Here is a 15723-nt window from a genome sequence, read left to right on the forward strand (position 1 = left end):
CCAAGGAGCGTGTTTATTATGTCAGACTTTGTTATCCTTACTGACTCCTCTGCCGATCTCAGCGCCGATATGGTTCGAGATCTGGGCGTTCAGGTCCTGCCGCTCAGCTTTGAGATGGACGAAAATATCTACCATAACTACCCCGACAACCGGGAGATGGACCCCCACCAGTTTTACGAGCTGCTGCGGAACGGCCATACCGCCACCACTTCCGCGGTCAACGTAGCCCAGTATACGGAGCTCATTGAGCCCTTACTCCAGGCGGGACAGGATATCCTGATCCTGGCCTTCTCCTCCGGTCTGTCCACCACCTTCAGTTCCTCGGCCATCGCGGTGGATGAATTGCGGGAAAAATACCCTGAGCGCAAGGTGTATACTGTGGATACCCTGTGTGCTTCCCTGGGCCAGGGCATGTTGGTGTGGCTGGCCGTTCAGGAACAGCGGAAGGGCCGCTCCATCGAGGAGGTCCGGGACTGGGTGGTGAGCCATAAGCTATCTATCTGCCACCAGGTGACGGTGAACGACCTCCACTTTCTGAAGCGGGGCGGCCGTATCTCCGCCACCACCGCCGTCGTGGGCTCCATGCTTCAGATCAAGCCCATTATCCATGTGGACGACGAGGGTCATCTCATCAACATCGGCAAGACCCGTGGCCGTGCCGCCGCATTGAAGGCCCTGGTGGATAAGATGGAGCTGACCGCTGTTGACCCCGCCGACCAGACCGTGTTCATTAGCCACGGCGACTGTTTGGAGGACGCCGAAATGGTGGCTCAGATGGTGCGGGACCGCTTTGGGGTCCAGACCATCTATATCAACTATGTGGGCCCTGTAATCGGCGCCCACACTGGTCCGGGCGTGGTGGCTCTGTTTTATGTAGGTTCTGAGCGCTGACCACACCCTACGCCGCAGAGCGGTGAAAAATGAACATTCAGGAGGATCAACATGGCCGATATCAAATGGCTGGAGATCACCGTCAATACCACCCCCGACCAACTGGACCAAGTGTCCGCCAAGCTGACTGCCGCTGGTATGGATGGACTGGTCATCGAGGATGAAGGAGATTTTCTCCAGTTTCTGGAGCAGAACCGGCAATACTGGGACTATGTGGACCAGGAGCTGCTGGACCGGATGAAGGGAGTCACCCGGATCAAATTCTATGTCACGGATGACACCGACGGCCGGGAGCAACTGGCCCGCTATACCCGTGGACTAGATCAAGAGTATACTGTCACCCCCCTTACGGACGACGACTGGGCATATAGCTGGCAGAAATACTACAGGCCTCTTGCGATTGGCCAGCGGCTGTATGTGGTTCCCCAGTGGGAACGGGAGGAGCCTATCCCCCAAGGCCGCAGCCCGCTGTATCTCAACCCCGGCCTCACCTTTGGAACCGGGTCCCACGCCTCCACCCAGTTATGCCTGGAGGGAGTGGAGGAGCACACCGCCCCCGGACGGCCAGTGCTGGACCTGGGCTGCGGCAGCGGCATCCTCTCCATCGCCGCTCTGTGCCTGGGGGCCAGCACCGCAGTCGCCGTGGACATTGATCCCAAGGCGGTGGACGTGGCCTATGAAAATGCCGCCCTCAACGGCATCGGGAAGGACCGGTATACCGTCCGGGCCGGGGATGTCCTCTCTGACCGCTCCCTGGCCGGCGAGTTAGCCCGGCAGCGGTACCATCTGGTGCTGGCCAATATCGTAGCCGACGTCATTATCCCCCTATCCGCCCAAGTCCCCCGCCTGTTGGAAGAGGACGGGGTGTTCCTGTGCTCCGGCATCATCGACACCCGTGCCCACGAGGTGGAAGAGGCCCTTGTAAAAAATGGACTGACCGTCACTCGCCGCCGGGAGAAAAACGGCTGGGTGGCTCTGGAGTCTAAACTGGGCTAAACCCCAACCTCCGCAGAAAGGAGCCCCTCCTATGGACCGCGCCATTGTCATTCGTCCCCAATTTCCCTCCAATAGAAGGGTCATCGCTGTCAGCGATATTCACGGCAACCTGCCCTTTTTTCAGGCTCTAATGGACCAAATCAGGCTGTCCCCTGAGGATATCCTGGTGTTGGTGGGGGATATGCTGGAAAAAGGGCAGGACAGTCTGGCTCTGCTGCGCCATCTTATGGAGCTGCCCCGTACCCACACCGTCTATCCCCTGTGCGGCAACTGCGACGGTCTGGTCCACCGCTTCTTTGAAACAGACGAGCTGGATGAGCACTTTTTTTCCGTCTATCTGCCCCAGCACCCCGAATCCACTCTCCGGCAGATGGCTCGGGAGGGCGGCTTTGAACAGCTGGAGGATCTTCCCCGGCTGCGTGAGGACCTGCGGCGGGCTTTTCCACGGGAGCGGACCTGGCTGGCTTCGCTGCCCACCATTCTGGAAACCGAGCATCTAGTCTTTGTCCACGGGGGTATTCCCTCCCTGGAAAGGATGGAGGAGTTGGACCGCTGGCGGTGCATGAAAAACGACGATTTTCTGGGACAGGGCCGGTCTTTTCCCAAGTGGGTCATTGTGGGCCACTGGCCAGTGACGCTATACGACCCCAACATTCCCTCCGCCGCCCCCATCCTGCTCCGGGATCGGAAAATCGCCTCTATCGACGGCGGCTGTGTGCTGAAGCTGGACGGCCAGCTCAATGCCCTGATCCTCCCCTCTGAGGACTCGGAGGAATTCAGCTGGGACGCCTTTGATGGACTGCCCGTCGCCGTTGCTCTGGATGGGCAGTCCCCCTCCTCCGACTCAGTCAACGTCCGCTGGGGCCGAAGCGGCCTGGAACTGCTGGAGAAGGGAGAGGACACCTCCCTATGCCGCCACCTGGAAACAGGCCGGGTGTTGCCCATCCTGAACCGTTACCTCCGCCGTGGACCCAATGGCCTGTGGTGCGAGGACTCCACCGACTACGCGCTTCCTGTATCCCCTGGCGACCGGCTGACCGTTGTAGCTTCCACCTCACAGGGATATTTGTGCAAAAAAGAAGGACGTACTGGCTGGTATTATGGCCGGTTATCGGATATACTGTAAAAAGAAATAAATAGACAAGGATTTGGATCTATGTTGGATTTCCACCCCCTGCAGCTGGAGGACTTCCCCAGACTGCGCCCATTTTTCGGATACAGCGGAAGCCGTATCTGCGACACCACCCCTGGCACCGTCTTTATCTGGCGGGATATGTACAAGACCGAGTGGGCTATCTATGACGGCTCCCTCTATTTCAAAGTGGACTACCCTGGACTGGGCCCCACCTTTACCCTGCCCCTGGGCGGCGGCCGGACGGAACACTACCGTCAGATTGCCGACTACTGCTGCCGGCGGGAAATGCCTATCCAGTTTTATCCGGTTTCCAAGGATGAGCTGGAGCGCCTTCAGGACTTTTTCCCTGCCAGCACCGCCGCCACAGAGCGGGACAATTTTGACTATCTGTACCGTGCGGAGGATCTGAAATATTTTCGGGGGAAAAAGCTCAGTGGCCAGCGCAACCATGTAAACAAATTTCTCAAGACCTATGGCAGCTGGCTGTTCCGCCCCATCGCTCCAGAGGATATTCCATCGGTCAAGGGCTTTCTGGACCGCTATGCCAGCCGGGTAGACAAATCCGCGGCCTCCTTCCATGAGGATATCGCGAAGACTCATGAAGTGCTGGACAATTACCAGACCTATGACCTGCTGGGCGGTATGCTGCTGGTGGATAGGCAAATCGCCGGGTTCTCCCTGGGAGAGATCATTGGCGACACCCTGTTTACCCACATCGAGAAGGCGGACCGGGATTACGAGGGCTGCTACCAGATGCTGGTCGCCCAGTTCGCCCAGCATTTCGCTACGGAAGGCATCGCCTTCATCAACCGCGAGGATGATGCCGGTGATCTGGGCCTTCGTACCAGCAAGCTGTCCTATCACCCCATCGCCCTGTTGGAGAAGTACACCGTCACGGTGGAGGAGCCCTGCGCCTTCTGCCAAAAGTAAAAAACACCGGGTCCAGATTGGACCCGGTGTTTTTTCACGATTTGGAATGGTAAGCGTCGATGGCGGCGGCCTCATAGTCGTTGGCCACCAGCAACAGGACGGTGTGTTGAAGCTGCTTCACCAGCGCGTTCTCCAGCTTGGGGATCTCGGCGGGGCGGTAGTCCTCGTTAGCGGTGATCTGACCGGCCACATAATCTTCCAGGGCCTCCACCGCCTTGGAAGCCTGCTCCTCGCTGTCAAAACAAAGCACCGCCATCTCCTCGCAGGTAGCGCCGGCGGAGCGGATCACGGAGGCATCGTACATATTCTCCCGCTCCAGGCCGTAGTCGGCCAGCTTATACAGAGCGAAGGCGGTGTCGGCGTCTACCTCCTCCAGGGACTCGGAGAAGGCGCCGGCATCCACCACACTCTGGACCTCGCTAACGCCGTAGAGGGCGGGGCTGCCAGAGGGGTCCTCCTTGCCCTCCCTGCCGCCGCAGGCAGCCAGGGTCAGTAGCAAGACCAGGGCTAGGGCGGCGGTCAAAAATTTTTTCATCGCGCTTCCTCCTTCGGATATAGGGTGTCATAGTCCACAGTGTGGGTCTGCAAATAGGCCAACCACTTCTGACAGTAAGCCTTACTTAGATGAATGCCGTCCTTGCTGGCATCCGCGGGCAGCTCCCCGTTTTCATCGACGAACTCAGAGTACAGATCCAGAAATACCACCTGCTTCTCCTCCGCCGCCTTCTTCATCAAATCGTTATACACTCGGAGGTGTTCGTTGGTCAAATAGTCCCGGCCCCCAGTCTGAGCGATGACACCCTCATTCAGCGGAATCAGCCCCTGAATATAGATCACAGCATTGGGCTGCCGCGTCCGGATCTCGTCGATGGCGCTGCAATAGCTGTCGTAAAAGCCCTGATCGTTAAAATATCCCAGCTCGTTGACGCCAAGAGAAAGGTAGACCTTGCCGTACTGTTCCAGTGCCAGCGCCTCCAGCAAAGTATACTTCTCCCCATTGATAGTCAAAGCCTTCTTCTCCCCCAGCTTGAAGATAGAAAGGCCATTGGAGGTCAGATTCTTGCCCGTCCCTATACCGCTGTATATCATAAACCCATCGGTACGGGAATCTCCCACGAAGGCCGCGTCATCAAAGTAGCTGTTATCCACCGGATCAGACTGGGGAGCGGGCTGGGAAAAGTCATAGCCCGGTTCCGGCTCATCCTTCTCCTCCGGTTGGTCTGGCTCCTCTGTCAGATCGCCTGACGGGTTGGAGCTGTCAGGGGGTATAGCGGAGGAATCGTCCACCTCTGATGCAGCGCCGCTCCCACTCCCCGTCCCCGGCTGGGTCGAAGTATCGTTCCGCCCCCCGGAAGCGTCTCCGCCGGTATCCTTTGGGGCTGACAGCCCCATCCCTACCGCGAGGGCCAGAACGACAGCCGCCGCTAAAATCAGGAATATGGTCCAATAGGTCCGGTATTTTCTACGACCTCTATACATATCGTACCTCCAAAAATCAACCTATCGCCCCAGGGGGGCAAATCTGGGCAGGATCGCCCGTAGAACAGAAGATGTAAGCATAGCCCCCACCGACAGGGCGGCGGCCATTCCAAACGTGTGCAGCAGCGTAGTTAGAAACAGCTGGGTATAACCACTCACACAATACTGCATGGCGTGGTAGATACCCGCTCCCGGCACTAGAGGCAGTAAGGCCACCTGGAGGTACCCCGTTACTGGGCAGCGGCGCAGGCGAGCCATCCATTCAGAGTATCCTCCAATCACCACAGCCGCCAGAAACGCGGAAAGGATATCGTTGGCAGACAGCTCCATGGCCGCCAGATAGGCCAGCCAACCCAGCCCGGCCCCAAAGCCGCAGATCAGCACCCCCCAGCCCTGGATATTGAACACCAGCCCAAAGCCTACACAGGCCAGCATAGCCCACAGGCAGGGCAGCAGATCGATCCCCTCTGTTTGCCCACCCCCACCTCCTGGAGCGCCCTGACCCAGCAGCAGGGGCAGAGCAGTACCCAAGGCGATGGCGGTGGCCACCAGAATGACCTCTGCTGTCCGGTTCAGCCCGGAGAATACATCACCGGCCATAATTTCCCGCATAGCATTCGTCAGGGCCATACCAGGCACCAGCACCATCAGCGCGCCGATGGAGATGGCCTCCAGATCCTTTCCCAGCCCCAGTGTGACCAAAAGAAGCGCCAGTCCGGAAATGAGCGCGGCACAGATGGTCGTACGGAAAAAGGTATTAGAGCCAATGAAACGCTGTCCGTAGAGCAGACAGACACCGGCGGCCAGACCGCACAAGGCTGCGGCCAGCCATTCCAACAGCCCTCCGCCAAAAAACAGAGCAAAGAAGGCCGCTGTAGCCCCATAGGCCAATACTAAAATTTTAGGGGAAAAGCCGCGGAGCCCCCTTGGCAGATCGGCTACCAACTCCTGTGCCTCAAGGACCGGGACAGGCTGATTACACAGGTAGCGGCAGAGCTGGTTACACCGCTCCAGCAGTTCAATATCCGTTCCGTGGGCAGGGATGCGGCACATACGAGTCAATGGATGCCCCTCTGGAGTGTTGACACTGACGATTAGGCAGTTGGGGATGGCAAATACCTGTGGCTCTACGCCGTAGGCAGTCAGCAGGCGGCGGACGGACTCCTCGACACGGTATATCTCCGCCCCGCTCTCCATCAATCGGCAGCCCAGCTCGGTGCCTAAATTGAGCAGCTTGTCGTAATCCATCGAATGTCCCCTCTCCACTAGAACAGGATATCATGTTTTTACAAAATTACAAGTAACAATCCAATTACATTTTTGCCCACCTGGACATGCTGTATCGCCTATTCGCCGGGGCGTTCAGATTCCGGCTGCTCCAATGGCCCTCTTCCTCCCTTTTCTAAATAATGGGCGCTATGAAAAAGCCGCCCATGTGTCTAGCATGGGCGGCTCCATAAGATTTGCCGGATCGAAATCGTGGCTCGCCGGTTCAGGGCCTCACCACTCTGCGCATCAGCCCCACTCCAATAGGGGTTGGCCCGGTATGGACGCCGATGGTCACACCAATCTGATAAGGGCGGAAATCAGGCATATCAAATCCCCGTGTCGCAAGACCCTCGCGGATCTGCTGGGTGAATAGGTCATATTCCTCCCGATCCAGTCCGTAGCCAGTGGCCACTCTGTAATCGGCCAAATCCAATTCCTTGCGGTCCACATAGCGGAAAAACAGATCCCGCACCCGCTGAAGGGATTTTTTTCTTCCTTGGGCAATTCCGTCGGACACCAGTTCCCGGTCCTGATAGCCAATGAGGGGCTTAACCTTCAACAGTGTACCAGTAGCCGCGGCCGCCTTACCAATGCGGCCGCCGTGGCGGAGGTACTCCAGGTCATTGGTGGTAAAAAAGATGCGGCCAGTAGACCGTATCTTCTCCAGAGCATCTATGGCTTCCCCCAACGTGCTGCCCCGGTCCCGAAGGACCACCGCTTCCTCTACAAGCAGCCCCTGCAGCACAGTGGCTGACTGGGAGTCCATTACATAGATTCGGGCCTGAGGGTATTCCTCCAGCAGTACTGTCCTGGCATTTCTAGCGCACTGGGCCGATCCGCTGAACGACTCGTTCAGGCAAATACACAGTACCGGCATCCCTGCCTGGGCCTGTGGACGAAATGCCTCCAGATAGTCCTCCAAAGTAGGCATAGAGGTTTTAGGAAATACTCCGGGATTGTCCGCCATCTTCTGGTAAAAGTCGTGGGTGGAGATATCCCGCTCCTCCCGGTAATAGACCTCATCCCCCAGCGCCACATAATAGGACACCATATCCACACCAAGCTGCTGGAGCCTCTCCCGTCCTAAATCACAGGAGCTGTCACTGACAATATGAAAGTTCATACAGTCCCTCTATTTCCTCCTTTTCCCCATGTCCACACCCCGCCAGGCGGTGACAAGGGGCCTACTAGCAGATAGGTATTAGGGTAATCATACACCCGCTTACAAAAAATCTCAACTAGTTTTTATTTTTTATGATGAACCGCTGTTGCTCATTATAAGCGGTACTGACCCGGCAATAAGCGGCGATCCTTAATTGCTTGCTCCAAATAGTATCTTTTTCTTTCTCCTGTGAAATCTCGATCATATACTCAGACATAGCAAAACCCCATGATATCACTAACCAGTAGTATATCATGGAGGTTTCATCATAGAAAAAGCTGCATTTCAGCCTTGATTTCAAGACTGAAATGCAGCTTTTAACTTACAAATAACGGTTAAAACCGATATTTTTATAATGGTGAAAAGCGCCGCCCACAGGGCGCCCCAAATCGAAGCCCAACGCAGTGGGTTCGATTTGGAAAGAAGGAGCAGCGGCGTAAGCGCGCTCTGACTTATAAAATAAGTCGGAGCAAGCGATACAACGCTTGCTCCGACGTGGCACGCCCGAAGGGACTCGAACCCCCAACATTCAGAACCGGAATCTGACGCTCTATCCAATTGAACTACGGACGCATCTCTTAACAGCGCTCCGTTATTATATCAGAATCCTCCCCGTTTGTAAAGAGGATTTTCCCCTGTTTTATTTTTCATTTTCCAGACGACGCCACCAGCATATCTTCACCGGCGGCTGGGCCTCCCCACACACTGCGGCTACCCAGCCCGCTCCCCCGTAAGTCCGGAACCAGAGGCCATCCATCTGCCGGGTTTCCCCTTCTCCCATCATCGGGACCCGGATGGACCGGATGGTCCCCCTCAATCCCTGCCCGCTCTCTTTGACCCGGCTCTCTTTCAGTGACCATAGCAGGGAAAAGGACCTCCACCAGTCCGACTGCCCTTCCAGCCAGGCCAACTCTTCCGGACCACAGACCCGGGCGGGCAGTCCGGGCCGCCACTCTCTGACCATCTGGATGTCTGCTCCGACCGGGGCGTTATCCAAAGCGCAGAGGGCCAGATGCCCGCTGTGGCTCAGATTGAATTCCAGCCCCTCCTCATGAGGAAAATAGGGCTTTCCGCCAGGTCTCCGGTCCAGTTCCGGCATCCGCGTCAGCCCCCGGCTCTCCCGGAGAGCCAGGGCCAACAGCTGATAGGCATCCTGCCGCTTCTGGATCTCCATGCCAAACAGTTCCACTGACCACCCGCCTCCTCTGTGCCATTGTACCATGTCCTTCTCAAGCAGGCAAGGGGGCTCACGGGGACCCCAGCATCAACAGGGGATCTGGTACCAGGCCCCAGTCTTGGACAAATCTATGAATAGGATATGGTCCGGGGGCCACAGTGTAAACAGGGCGATCAGGATGCCCATTCCCACCACGAGCAGAATGGGCACCATCCACTTTGCGCCATGGAAAGGTCCGGAAAATCGGGTGGAAAACCAGAAGCCGAAAACCATCACAGCCACAAAAATTGCAATATCCACCGCCATAGCTTCTCCCCCCAGGACTATGTGGTAGAGATAGCCTAGCAGCAGCATGAGTCCGCTCATGATCGGCAACGCCAACAGCCACGGTCTGATACCACCCGGCCTGCCACGGTTCAGCCAAAGGGCGGCAGCCAGATAGGGCCAGTATATCAGTTTGATATGCTCCCACAGGCTCTCATTGATTGGAGACAGCAGAGCCGTCACTGGGTTAGGCAGCCACTCATACAGAAAATGCAGCCCAGTCCCGGCCAGCATGGCCAGCAGGCAGGTCAGGATCAACGCGCGCTTGCCATAGAACATCTGGATCACCTCTCCGCTTCACCTTATGCGGAAGAAGAAGGATTTATTCTTCTAGATGGTATATTTTTTCTTTCTGGAGTAAAACTAGGGAAAATCTATTTTCCACGGGGTGTTTTTATGGACATGACCAATCAGGACTATGGCAAGCTGGTAAACGATCGCTCCAAGCCATCTCCTATGGGAAAAAATCTGGTATGGGCTTTTCTGGTGGGGGGCGCCATTTGTACCATTGGGCAGGGGCTCTCCAACCTCTATCAGAGCTGGGGGCTTGACAAAGACCAGGCGGGGACGGCGGTGTCTGTCACCCTGATCTTTGCGGCCGCCCTGCTCACTGGCCTGGGCTGCTTTGACAAACTGGCCAAACGGGCCGGAGCCGGTACCCTGGTCCCGATTACCGGCTTTGCCAACGCCATGGTTTCCCCAGCCCTGGAATTCAAAAGCGAGGGACTCATCACCGGCACAGCGGCCAAGCTCTTTGTAGTGGCCGGGCCCGTGCTGGTCTTTGGTATCTCTGCCAGTGTCATTTACGGCCTTATCTTACTTTTGTTCCAGCTGGTATGAGGCGGTAAAAAAGCTGTCTGTCCCATATGGGACAGACAGCTTTTTTACTCTTCAGCCCTCCTGGCGGGCCAGGGCCACAAGGGCACTGGCTCCGATGCGGTCGGCACCGGCCTCGATCATGGCCTGAGCCTGCTCAAAGGTGCGGATCCCGCCCGCCGCCTTGACGCCGATGTCAGGGCTGATATGTTCCTTAAACAGCTTCACATCCTCCACAGTGGCTCCACCAGTGGAAAATCCTGTGGACGTCTTAATAAAGTCGGCTCCGGACATGGACACCACCCGGCAGGCGGCTACCTTCTCCTCCTGGGTCAACTGGCAGGCTTCCACGATAACCTTCAGGATGCGGCCCTTGCAGGAGGCCTTTACCGCCTTGATTTCAGACAGCACGCCCTCCCAATCTCCTGATTTGGCCTGCCCCAGATTAATGACCATATCGATCTCGTCAGCGCCGTTGCGGATAGCGTCCTCTGTCTCAAAGACCTTTACCTCCGGGGTGGAATAGCCGTTTGGGAAGCCAATGACGGTGCAGATCTTCAGCCGGTTCCCCACATAGTCCGCCGCCTTCTTTACATAGCGGGGCGGGATACAGACAGAGGCGGTGGAATAGGCCAGCCCCTCGTCACAGACAGCCTTCACCTGTTCCCAAGTGGCAGTTGTGGTTAGGATGGTATGGTCCACCCGGTTCAAAATTTCCTGATGCTCCATCGGTTATGTTCTCCCTTACAAAAATCGGACTTGGTCCGGACAAATATCTCGCCGTCCCATTCTATACCAGTATACCCGATTTTGTCCAGCCTTAATTCGACCTTATCCGAGGATTCCCCGTTTCCAGTGTCAGCGGCTCACACACCGAGGGCGGCCTTCAGCTCCTCTACCCGGTCCAGCTTCTCCCAGGGCAGATCCAAGTCGCTCCGGCCAAAGTGACCATAGGCGGCTATCTGCCGGTAGATGGGCCTACGCAGGTCCAGGTCCTGAATGATGGCGGCGGGGCGCAGGTCGAAAACCCGCCCTACCGCCTCCTCCAGCCGGGCGTCAGAGAGAGTGCCGGTGCCAAAGGTGTCCACCCGGACGGAAACAGGACGGGCTACCCCAATGGCGTAGGCCAGCTGTATCTGGCAGCGGCGCGCCAGTCCGGCAGCCACCACGTTTTTGGCCACCCACCGGGCGGCATAGGCGGCGGAGCGGTCCACCTTGGTGGGGTCCTTGCCGGAGAAGGCACCGCCGCCGTGGGGGGCGGAGCCGCCGTAAGTATCTACAATGATTTTCCTGCCGGTGAGCCCGGAGTCCCCCTGAGGTCCTCCTACCACAAAGCGGCCGGTGGGATTGACATAGATCTTGGTGTTCTCATCCATAAGCTGGTCGGGGATAATGGGTTTGATGACCAGCTCGATCATATCCCGCCGGATCTGCTCCAGCTCGACCTCAGGGCCGTGCTGGGTGGACACCACCACCGCGTCCACCCGGACGGGCCGGTTGTCATCGTCGTACTCCACGGTGACCTGGCTCTTGCCATCTGGACGCAGATAGCTCGCCTTCCCCTCCTTGCGAACCTTTGTCAGCTGCATGGCCAGCTTCTGGGCCAGGGAAATGGGCAGCGGCATCAGCTCAGGCGTTTCATCACAGGCGTAGCCAAACATCATCCCTTGGTCGCCGGCGCCATTATCCAGCCCGTCGTCCATGGTGCCCTCCTTGGCCTCCAGCCCCTTGTTTACCCCCATAGCAATGTCCGGAGACTGCTCGTCAATGGAGGTAATGACGGCACAGGTGTCACAGTCGAAGCCAAATTTGGCCCGGTCATAGCCGATGTCCTTGATTACTTGACGAGCGATCTTGGGGATTTCCACATAGCAGTTAGTGGTAATTTCGCCCATCACATGGACCAGCCCCGTGGTCACGGTGGTTTCACAGGCCACCCGTGACATAGGGTCCTGCTCCAGCATAGCGTCCAGCACCGCGTCGGAGATTTGATCACAGATCTTATCGGGGTGTCCTTCGGTTACAGATTCAGAGGTAAACAGTCGCTTTGCCATAATATTCTTTCCTTTCTTTCGTTCCCCTTGGAGTACAAGGGCCTGGGAGGATGAAAAAACGCCCCGCGGCAGGCGGAGCGTTGCAGTTTGGCTTGCATCCTCATCTTGCGATACTCTACCGCCGGATTTGGCACCTTGCCAGAGGCAGGTTGCCGTGGTTTCATAGGGCCGGTCCCTCAACCACTCTTGATAAGGCTATTTAGTTTTACTGATTGATTATATCAACTTTTCTCCCGTTGTCAACTGGTTTCCGCAAATTTCTCCGCAGGTCTGGTCCCTTGACCTATCAGCCCTCCAAGGAGTGGCGGCGGGTCAGCACTGGGTTGACCCCCAGCTTTTTGCCGTTCTCATACAGGTAGAAGCCGGCCCCGCTCTTGCGGCCCAGATAGCCGGCGGTGACCATCTTACGAAGCAGCAGGGAGGGGTGATACTTGGCGCCGATCTCCTTGTCCATCACGTTCATCACGTTGAGCAGGATGTCCAATCCAATCATGTCCGCCAGCTCCAGGGGACCCATTGGGTGGTTACAGCCCAGCTTCATGCCGTTGTCCACGTCCTCCACCGAGCCGATAAAAGAGCCCACGATGACACAGGCCTCGTTGAGCATGGGCAGCAGGGCCCGGTTGACGATAAAGCCGGGCTTGTCATCGGCCAGAATCAGGGTCTTGCCCATTTTCTCGCCCACCTCCTTGATGTCCTCCAGCACATCCTGGGCGGTGAGCAGGCCGAAGATGACCTCGCACAGCTTCATCTTGGGCACTGGGGAGAAGAAGTGCATCCCCACCACCCGGGAGGGACGCTTGGTGGCGGCGGCCAGGGCGGTCAGAGAGATGGAGGAGGTGTTAGAGGCAAAGATGGTGTGGTCTGGGCATATCTCCTCCAGCTGGCGAAAGACCGCCTGCTTGGCCTCCAGGTTCTCAAAGATGGCCTCCACCACCAGGTCGGCCTCCCGCGCGGCGGACAGACGGGTATCGATCTTCAGCCGACCCATGCAGTCCTGAAACTCCTCCTCACTCATGGTTCCCTTTTCCACCATGTGCTTCAGCCGGCTCTCAATGCCCATCTGGGCCCGCTCCAGCGTCTCCTGCCGCTGGTCATTGAGGATGACATGATAACCGCTGGTCATAGCAGTCTGGGCGATGCCGCTGCCCATCAGGCCAGCTCCCACCACAAAAATATTCTGGATTGCCATATAAAAACTCCTTTTTCATCCGTATTTCAGTTCCGGACTACTCCCGCCCTTCCAATTACGGGAGGTCCAGGTTCTTGCGGGCCCTATCTTAGCATAGCAACTGTCGCAAGTCTTAGCATAAATGGCCATAAAATATGCAAATATTGTCCTAAAAATATTGATTGGGATGGCTGACAGCCATCCCAATCGTTTTTCCGATTTTTTCGCTCTTTTTTAATAGCGGTTCAACTGTGCCGAACCGTCGTCCGTCCCCTTCTGTATGGCCCTGACCACGGCGTAGTATCCGTAGTCCTGATTGACCTGGACGTAAAACCGCTCCCCCACTTTTTTGCCCAGCAGAGCCGCCCCCATGGGAGATTCCTTACTGATAAGCCCGTTGAGCACGTCCTGGCGGACCGTAGTCACCACCTGCCAGCTCTCTTCCTCCCCGTCCTCCTCCAGATAGATGGTCACCTTGTCGTACAGCCCCACCGCGTCTGGAGCGGAACGGTCCTCGATAACACGCGCCGTCTTGATCATATTTTCCAGATATCGGATGCGGCTCTCATTTTTGTTTTTCTCCCGCTTGGCCGCCTTATACTCGAAGTTCTCGCTCAAATCGCCGAAGGAGCGGGCCACCTTTACTTCCTCCAGAAGCTGTGGCCGGAGCGTGACACGGCGGTAGTCCAGTTCCTCCCGCATTTTTTGGATATCCATTTTGGTCAATTCATTATGCATGACAGGTCCCTTCTTTTCTTCCCGATTCGGGTACTCTGTGACAGCCCCTATTTATTTTTATTGAAAAAGCCATACAGCGTCAGGAGCACAGCGGGGATGGGCAATAGAACGCCCAGCACCGCGAACAGGGCCGCCTGATCCACCACTCCAAACAGATAACACCATACGCCAAGGAGCAGAAGAAAGATCCCCATTAACATCTGCTTCACCTATACCACCCCTGTTCCATGTCCTGCCGTTTCAGGCCTCCCAGCCCGCCAGATAATCCCTCTGCTCCTGGGTCAGCTCGTCGATGGCCAGCCCCATGGCAGCCAGCTTTACCCGGCCGATCTGGTCGTCGATCTCATCCGGGACATTGTACACCTTCTTTTCCAGCTCTCCCCTGTGCTTCGCCAGCCACTCCAGGGACAGGGCTTGGACGGCAAAGGACATATCCATGATCTCCGCCGGATGGCCGTTCCCGGCGGCCAGGTTGACCAGCCGCCCCTCGGCCAGCACATTCAGCGTGCGGCCGTCGGGCAGGCGGTAGCCCCGGATGTTGGCCCGGCGGTCAAACCGCTCCGCCGCCATCTCCCCCAGGGCCGCCACATCCACCTCACAGTCAAAGTGACCGGAGTTACACAACAGGGCGTTGTCCTTCATGACCTGGAAATGGCGCTTCACGATGATGTCCTTGCAGCCGGTGGCGGTAATAAACAGGTCACCCAGCCGGGCTGCCTGATCCATTGGCATCACCCGGAAGTTTTCCATGGTGGCCTCCAGCGCCTTGAAGGGGTCCACTTCACAAACGATGACGTTGGCCCCCATGCCCTTGGCCCGCATAGCGATGCCTTTGCCGCACCAGCCGTAGCCCGCCACCACTACCGTTTTGCCCGCCACCATCAGGTTGGTGGTGTGCATGATGGCGTCCATGGTGGACTGGCCGGTGCCGTATTTGTTGTCGTAGTAGTGCTTGGCCTTGGCATCGTTCACCGCCATCATGGGGCAGGGCAGAATGCCGGCCCGCTGGCGGGCGTACAGTCGGTGGATGCCAGTGGTGGTCTCCTCACAACCGCCGATCAGCCGCTCCCCATACTGGTTGCACCTGTCCCCCAGCAGACTGATGAGGTCGCCACCGTCGTCCACGATCAGGTGGGGGCGGCACTTCAGGGTTTCCACCAACAGATTCTCATACCCTGCCATGTCCACCCCATAGACTCCATAGGTGTCCACGCCCAGGTCCGCCATGGCGGCGGCTACATCGTCCTGGGTGGACAGGGGGTTACAGCCGGTGAGATGGACGTCGGCCCCCCCCTCCCGAAGGACCAGGCCCAGGTTGGCGGTCTTGGCCTCCAGATGGACAGAAACAGCGATGGTCAGCCCGGCAAAGGGCTTTTCCCGGCGGAACCGCTCCTCGATGCCGGACAGGGCAGGCATGAAATCCCGCACCCAGCGGATCTTCTGATGGCCAGATGGGGCCAGGGACATATCTTTCACGATGCTCATGGCATTTCCTCCATATCCTTGTTCTCCGGCCTATTCTATCACACTTTTATTCCCGGCAAAAGGAGATTTTTCTTTTCCGCTATTTGTTTACACTTT

Annotated in this window: 17 protein-coding genes, 1 tRNA gene and 1 riboswitch; of the genes, 5 read left to right on the forward strand and 13 right to left on the reverse strand. The window is 57.2% G+C overall.

All coding sequences use genetic code 11. The features are described from left to right. Positions 1 to 18 precede the first annotated feature (18 nt). The 4 genes from WKS99_RS11620 to WKS99_RS11635 are packed head-to-tail and all read left to right on the forward strand — an operon-like array spanning position 19 to position 3952. Entirely contained in the window at positions 19 to 891 is an 873-nt protein-coding gene (locus WKS99_RS11620) for a DegV family protein (RefSeq protein ID WP_340406102.1), read from the forward strand. A 51-nt stretch (positions 892 to 942) separates the two neighbouring features. After that, positions 943 to 1887, forward strand: a complete 945-nt coding sequence (gene prmA, locus WKS99_RS11625) for a 50S ribosomal protein L11 methyltransferase (RefSeq protein ID WP_147571652.1) — start codon at positions 943 to 945, stop codon at positions 1885 to 1887. A gap of 31 nt (positions 1888 to 1918) precedes the next feature. Continuing rightward, entirely contained in the window at positions 1919 to 3013 is a 1095-nt protein-coding gene (locus WKS99_RS11630; RefSeq protein WP_147571653.1) for a metallophosphoesterase, read from the forward strand. 30 nt (positions 3014 to 3043) lie between these two features. Beyond that, entirely contained in the window at positions 3044 to 3952 is a 909-nt protein-coding gene (locus WKS99_RS11635; RefSeq protein WP_340406107.1) for a DUF2156 domain-containing protein, read from the forward strand. A gap of 34 nt (positions 3953 to 3986) precedes the next feature. Here the strand turns inward: WKS99_RS11635 and WKS99_RS11640 are convergent, their stop codons facing one another. The 7 genes from WKS99_RS11640 to WKS99_RS11670 all read right to left on the reverse strand — a co-directional run bounded on the left by WKS99_RS11640 (position 3987) and on the right by WKS99_RS11670 (position 9642). Beyond that, positions 3987 to 4487 (reverse strand): DUF4358 domain-containing protein, encoded by a 501-nt coding sequence (locus tag WKS99_RS11640; protein WP_147571655.1) that lies wholly within the window; start codon positions 4485 to 4487, stop codon positions 3987 to 3989. Further along, complete coding sequence (locus WKS99_RS11645; RefSeq protein WP_340406109.1) at positions 4484 to 5431, reverse strand: GDSL-type esterase/lipase family protein; 948 nt, start codon at positions 5429 to 5431, stop codon at positions 4484 to 4486. The genes WKS99_RS11640 and WKS99_RS11645 overlap by 4 nt, the downstream gene beginning before the upstream one ends. A gap of 21 nt (positions 5432 to 5452) precedes the next feature. Further along, positions 5453 to 6679, reverse strand: coding sequence for a threonine/serine exporter family protein (locus WKS99_RS11650; RefSeq protein ID WP_240288354.1), 1227 nt, complete (start codon positions 6677 to 6679; stop codon positions 5453 to 5455). A gap of 244 nt (positions 6680 to 6923) precedes the next feature. Next, positions 6924 to 7823, reverse strand: coding sequence for a DegV family protein (locus WKS99_RS11655; RefSeq protein WP_340406113.1), 900 nt, complete (start codon positions 7821 to 7823; stop codon positions 6924 to 6926). A gap of 535 nt (positions 7824 to 8358) precedes the next feature. Then, positions 8359 to 8435 (reverse strand) — tRNA-Arg (locus WKS99_RS11660). 67 nt (positions 8436 to 8502) lie between these two features. Next, positions 8503 to 9051 (reverse strand): 4'-phosphopantetheinyl transferase family protein, encoded by a 549-nt coding sequence (locus WKS99_RS11665; RefSeq protein ID WP_340406115.1) that lies wholly within the window; start codon positions 9049 to 9051, stop codon positions 8503 to 8505. A 75-nt stretch (positions 9052 to 9126) separates the two neighbouring features. Further along, a complete protein-coding gene (locus tag WKS99_RS11670) occupies positions 9127 to 9642 on the reverse strand; it encodes a DUF6512 family protein (protein ID WP_240288360.1) in 516 nt (171 codons plus the stop codon). A gap of 117 nt (positions 9643 to 9759) precedes the next feature. Between WKS99_RS11670 and spoVAC the strand changes: the two genes are divergently transcribed. Continuing rightward, the gene (gene spoVAC, locus WKS99_RS11675) at positions 9760 to 10203 is read left to right on the forward strand and encodes a stage V sporulation protein AC (protein ID WP_147571660.1); all 444 of its coding nucleotides are present in this window, start codon (positions 9760 to 9762) and stop codon (positions 10201 to 10203) included. A gap of 51 nt (positions 10204 to 10254) precedes the next feature. On the opposite strand, the gene deoC is transcribed toward spoVAC, so the two are convergent. The 6 genes from deoC to WKS99_RS11705 form a co-directional block, all read right to left on the reverse strand. After that, positions 10255 to 10908: a deoxyribose-phosphate aldolase gene (gene deoC, locus WKS99_RS11680; RefSeq protein ID WP_147571661.1), complete on the reverse strand. Its 654-nt coding sequence runs from the start codon at positions 10906 to 10908 to the stop codon at positions 10255 to 10257. 137 nt (positions 10909 to 11045) lie between these two features. Continuing rightward, positions 11046 to 12233: a methionine adenosyltransferase gene (gene metK, locus WKS99_RS11685; RefSeq protein WP_340406118.1), complete on the reverse strand. Its 1188-nt coding sequence runs from the start codon at positions 12231 to 12233 to the stop codon at positions 11046 to 11048. A gap of 97 nt (positions 12234 to 12330) precedes the next feature. Continuing rightward, positions 12331 to 12429: riboswitch (SAM riboswitch) on the reverse strand. A gap of 90 nt (positions 12430 to 12519) precedes the next feature. Beyond that, entirely contained in the window at positions 12520 to 13425 is a 906-nt protein-coding gene (locus tag WKS99_RS11690; protein ID WP_147571663.1) for a 3-hydroxyacyl-CoA dehydrogenase family protein, read from the reverse strand. 213 nt (positions 13426 to 13638) lie between these two features. Continuing rightward, positions 13639 to 14142, reverse strand: coding sequence for a GreA/GreB family elongation factor (locus WKS99_RS11695; RefSeq protein WP_340406121.1), 504 nt, complete (start codon positions 14140 to 14142; stop codon positions 13639 to 13641). A gap of 47 nt (positions 14143 to 14189) precedes the next feature. Next, positions 14190 to 14351: a hypothetical protein gene (locus WKS99_RS11700; protein WP_186851872.1), complete on the reverse strand. Its 162-nt coding sequence runs from the start codon at positions 14349 to 14351 to the stop codon at positions 14190 to 14192. 31 nt (positions 14352 to 14382) lie between these two features. Next, entirely contained in the window at positions 14383 to 15627 is a 1245-nt protein-coding gene (locus WKS99_RS11705) for an adenosylhomocysteinase (protein WP_147571665.1), read from the reverse strand. Between the last annotated feature and the right edge of the window lie 96 nt (positions 15628 to 15723).

The sequence above is a fragment of the Flintibacter sp. HCN-6482 genome, from assembly GCF_037892565.1.
Taxonomy (GTDB): Bacteria; Bacillota; Clostridia; order Oscillospirales; family Oscillospiraceae; genus Lawsonibacter; species Lawsonibacter aceti.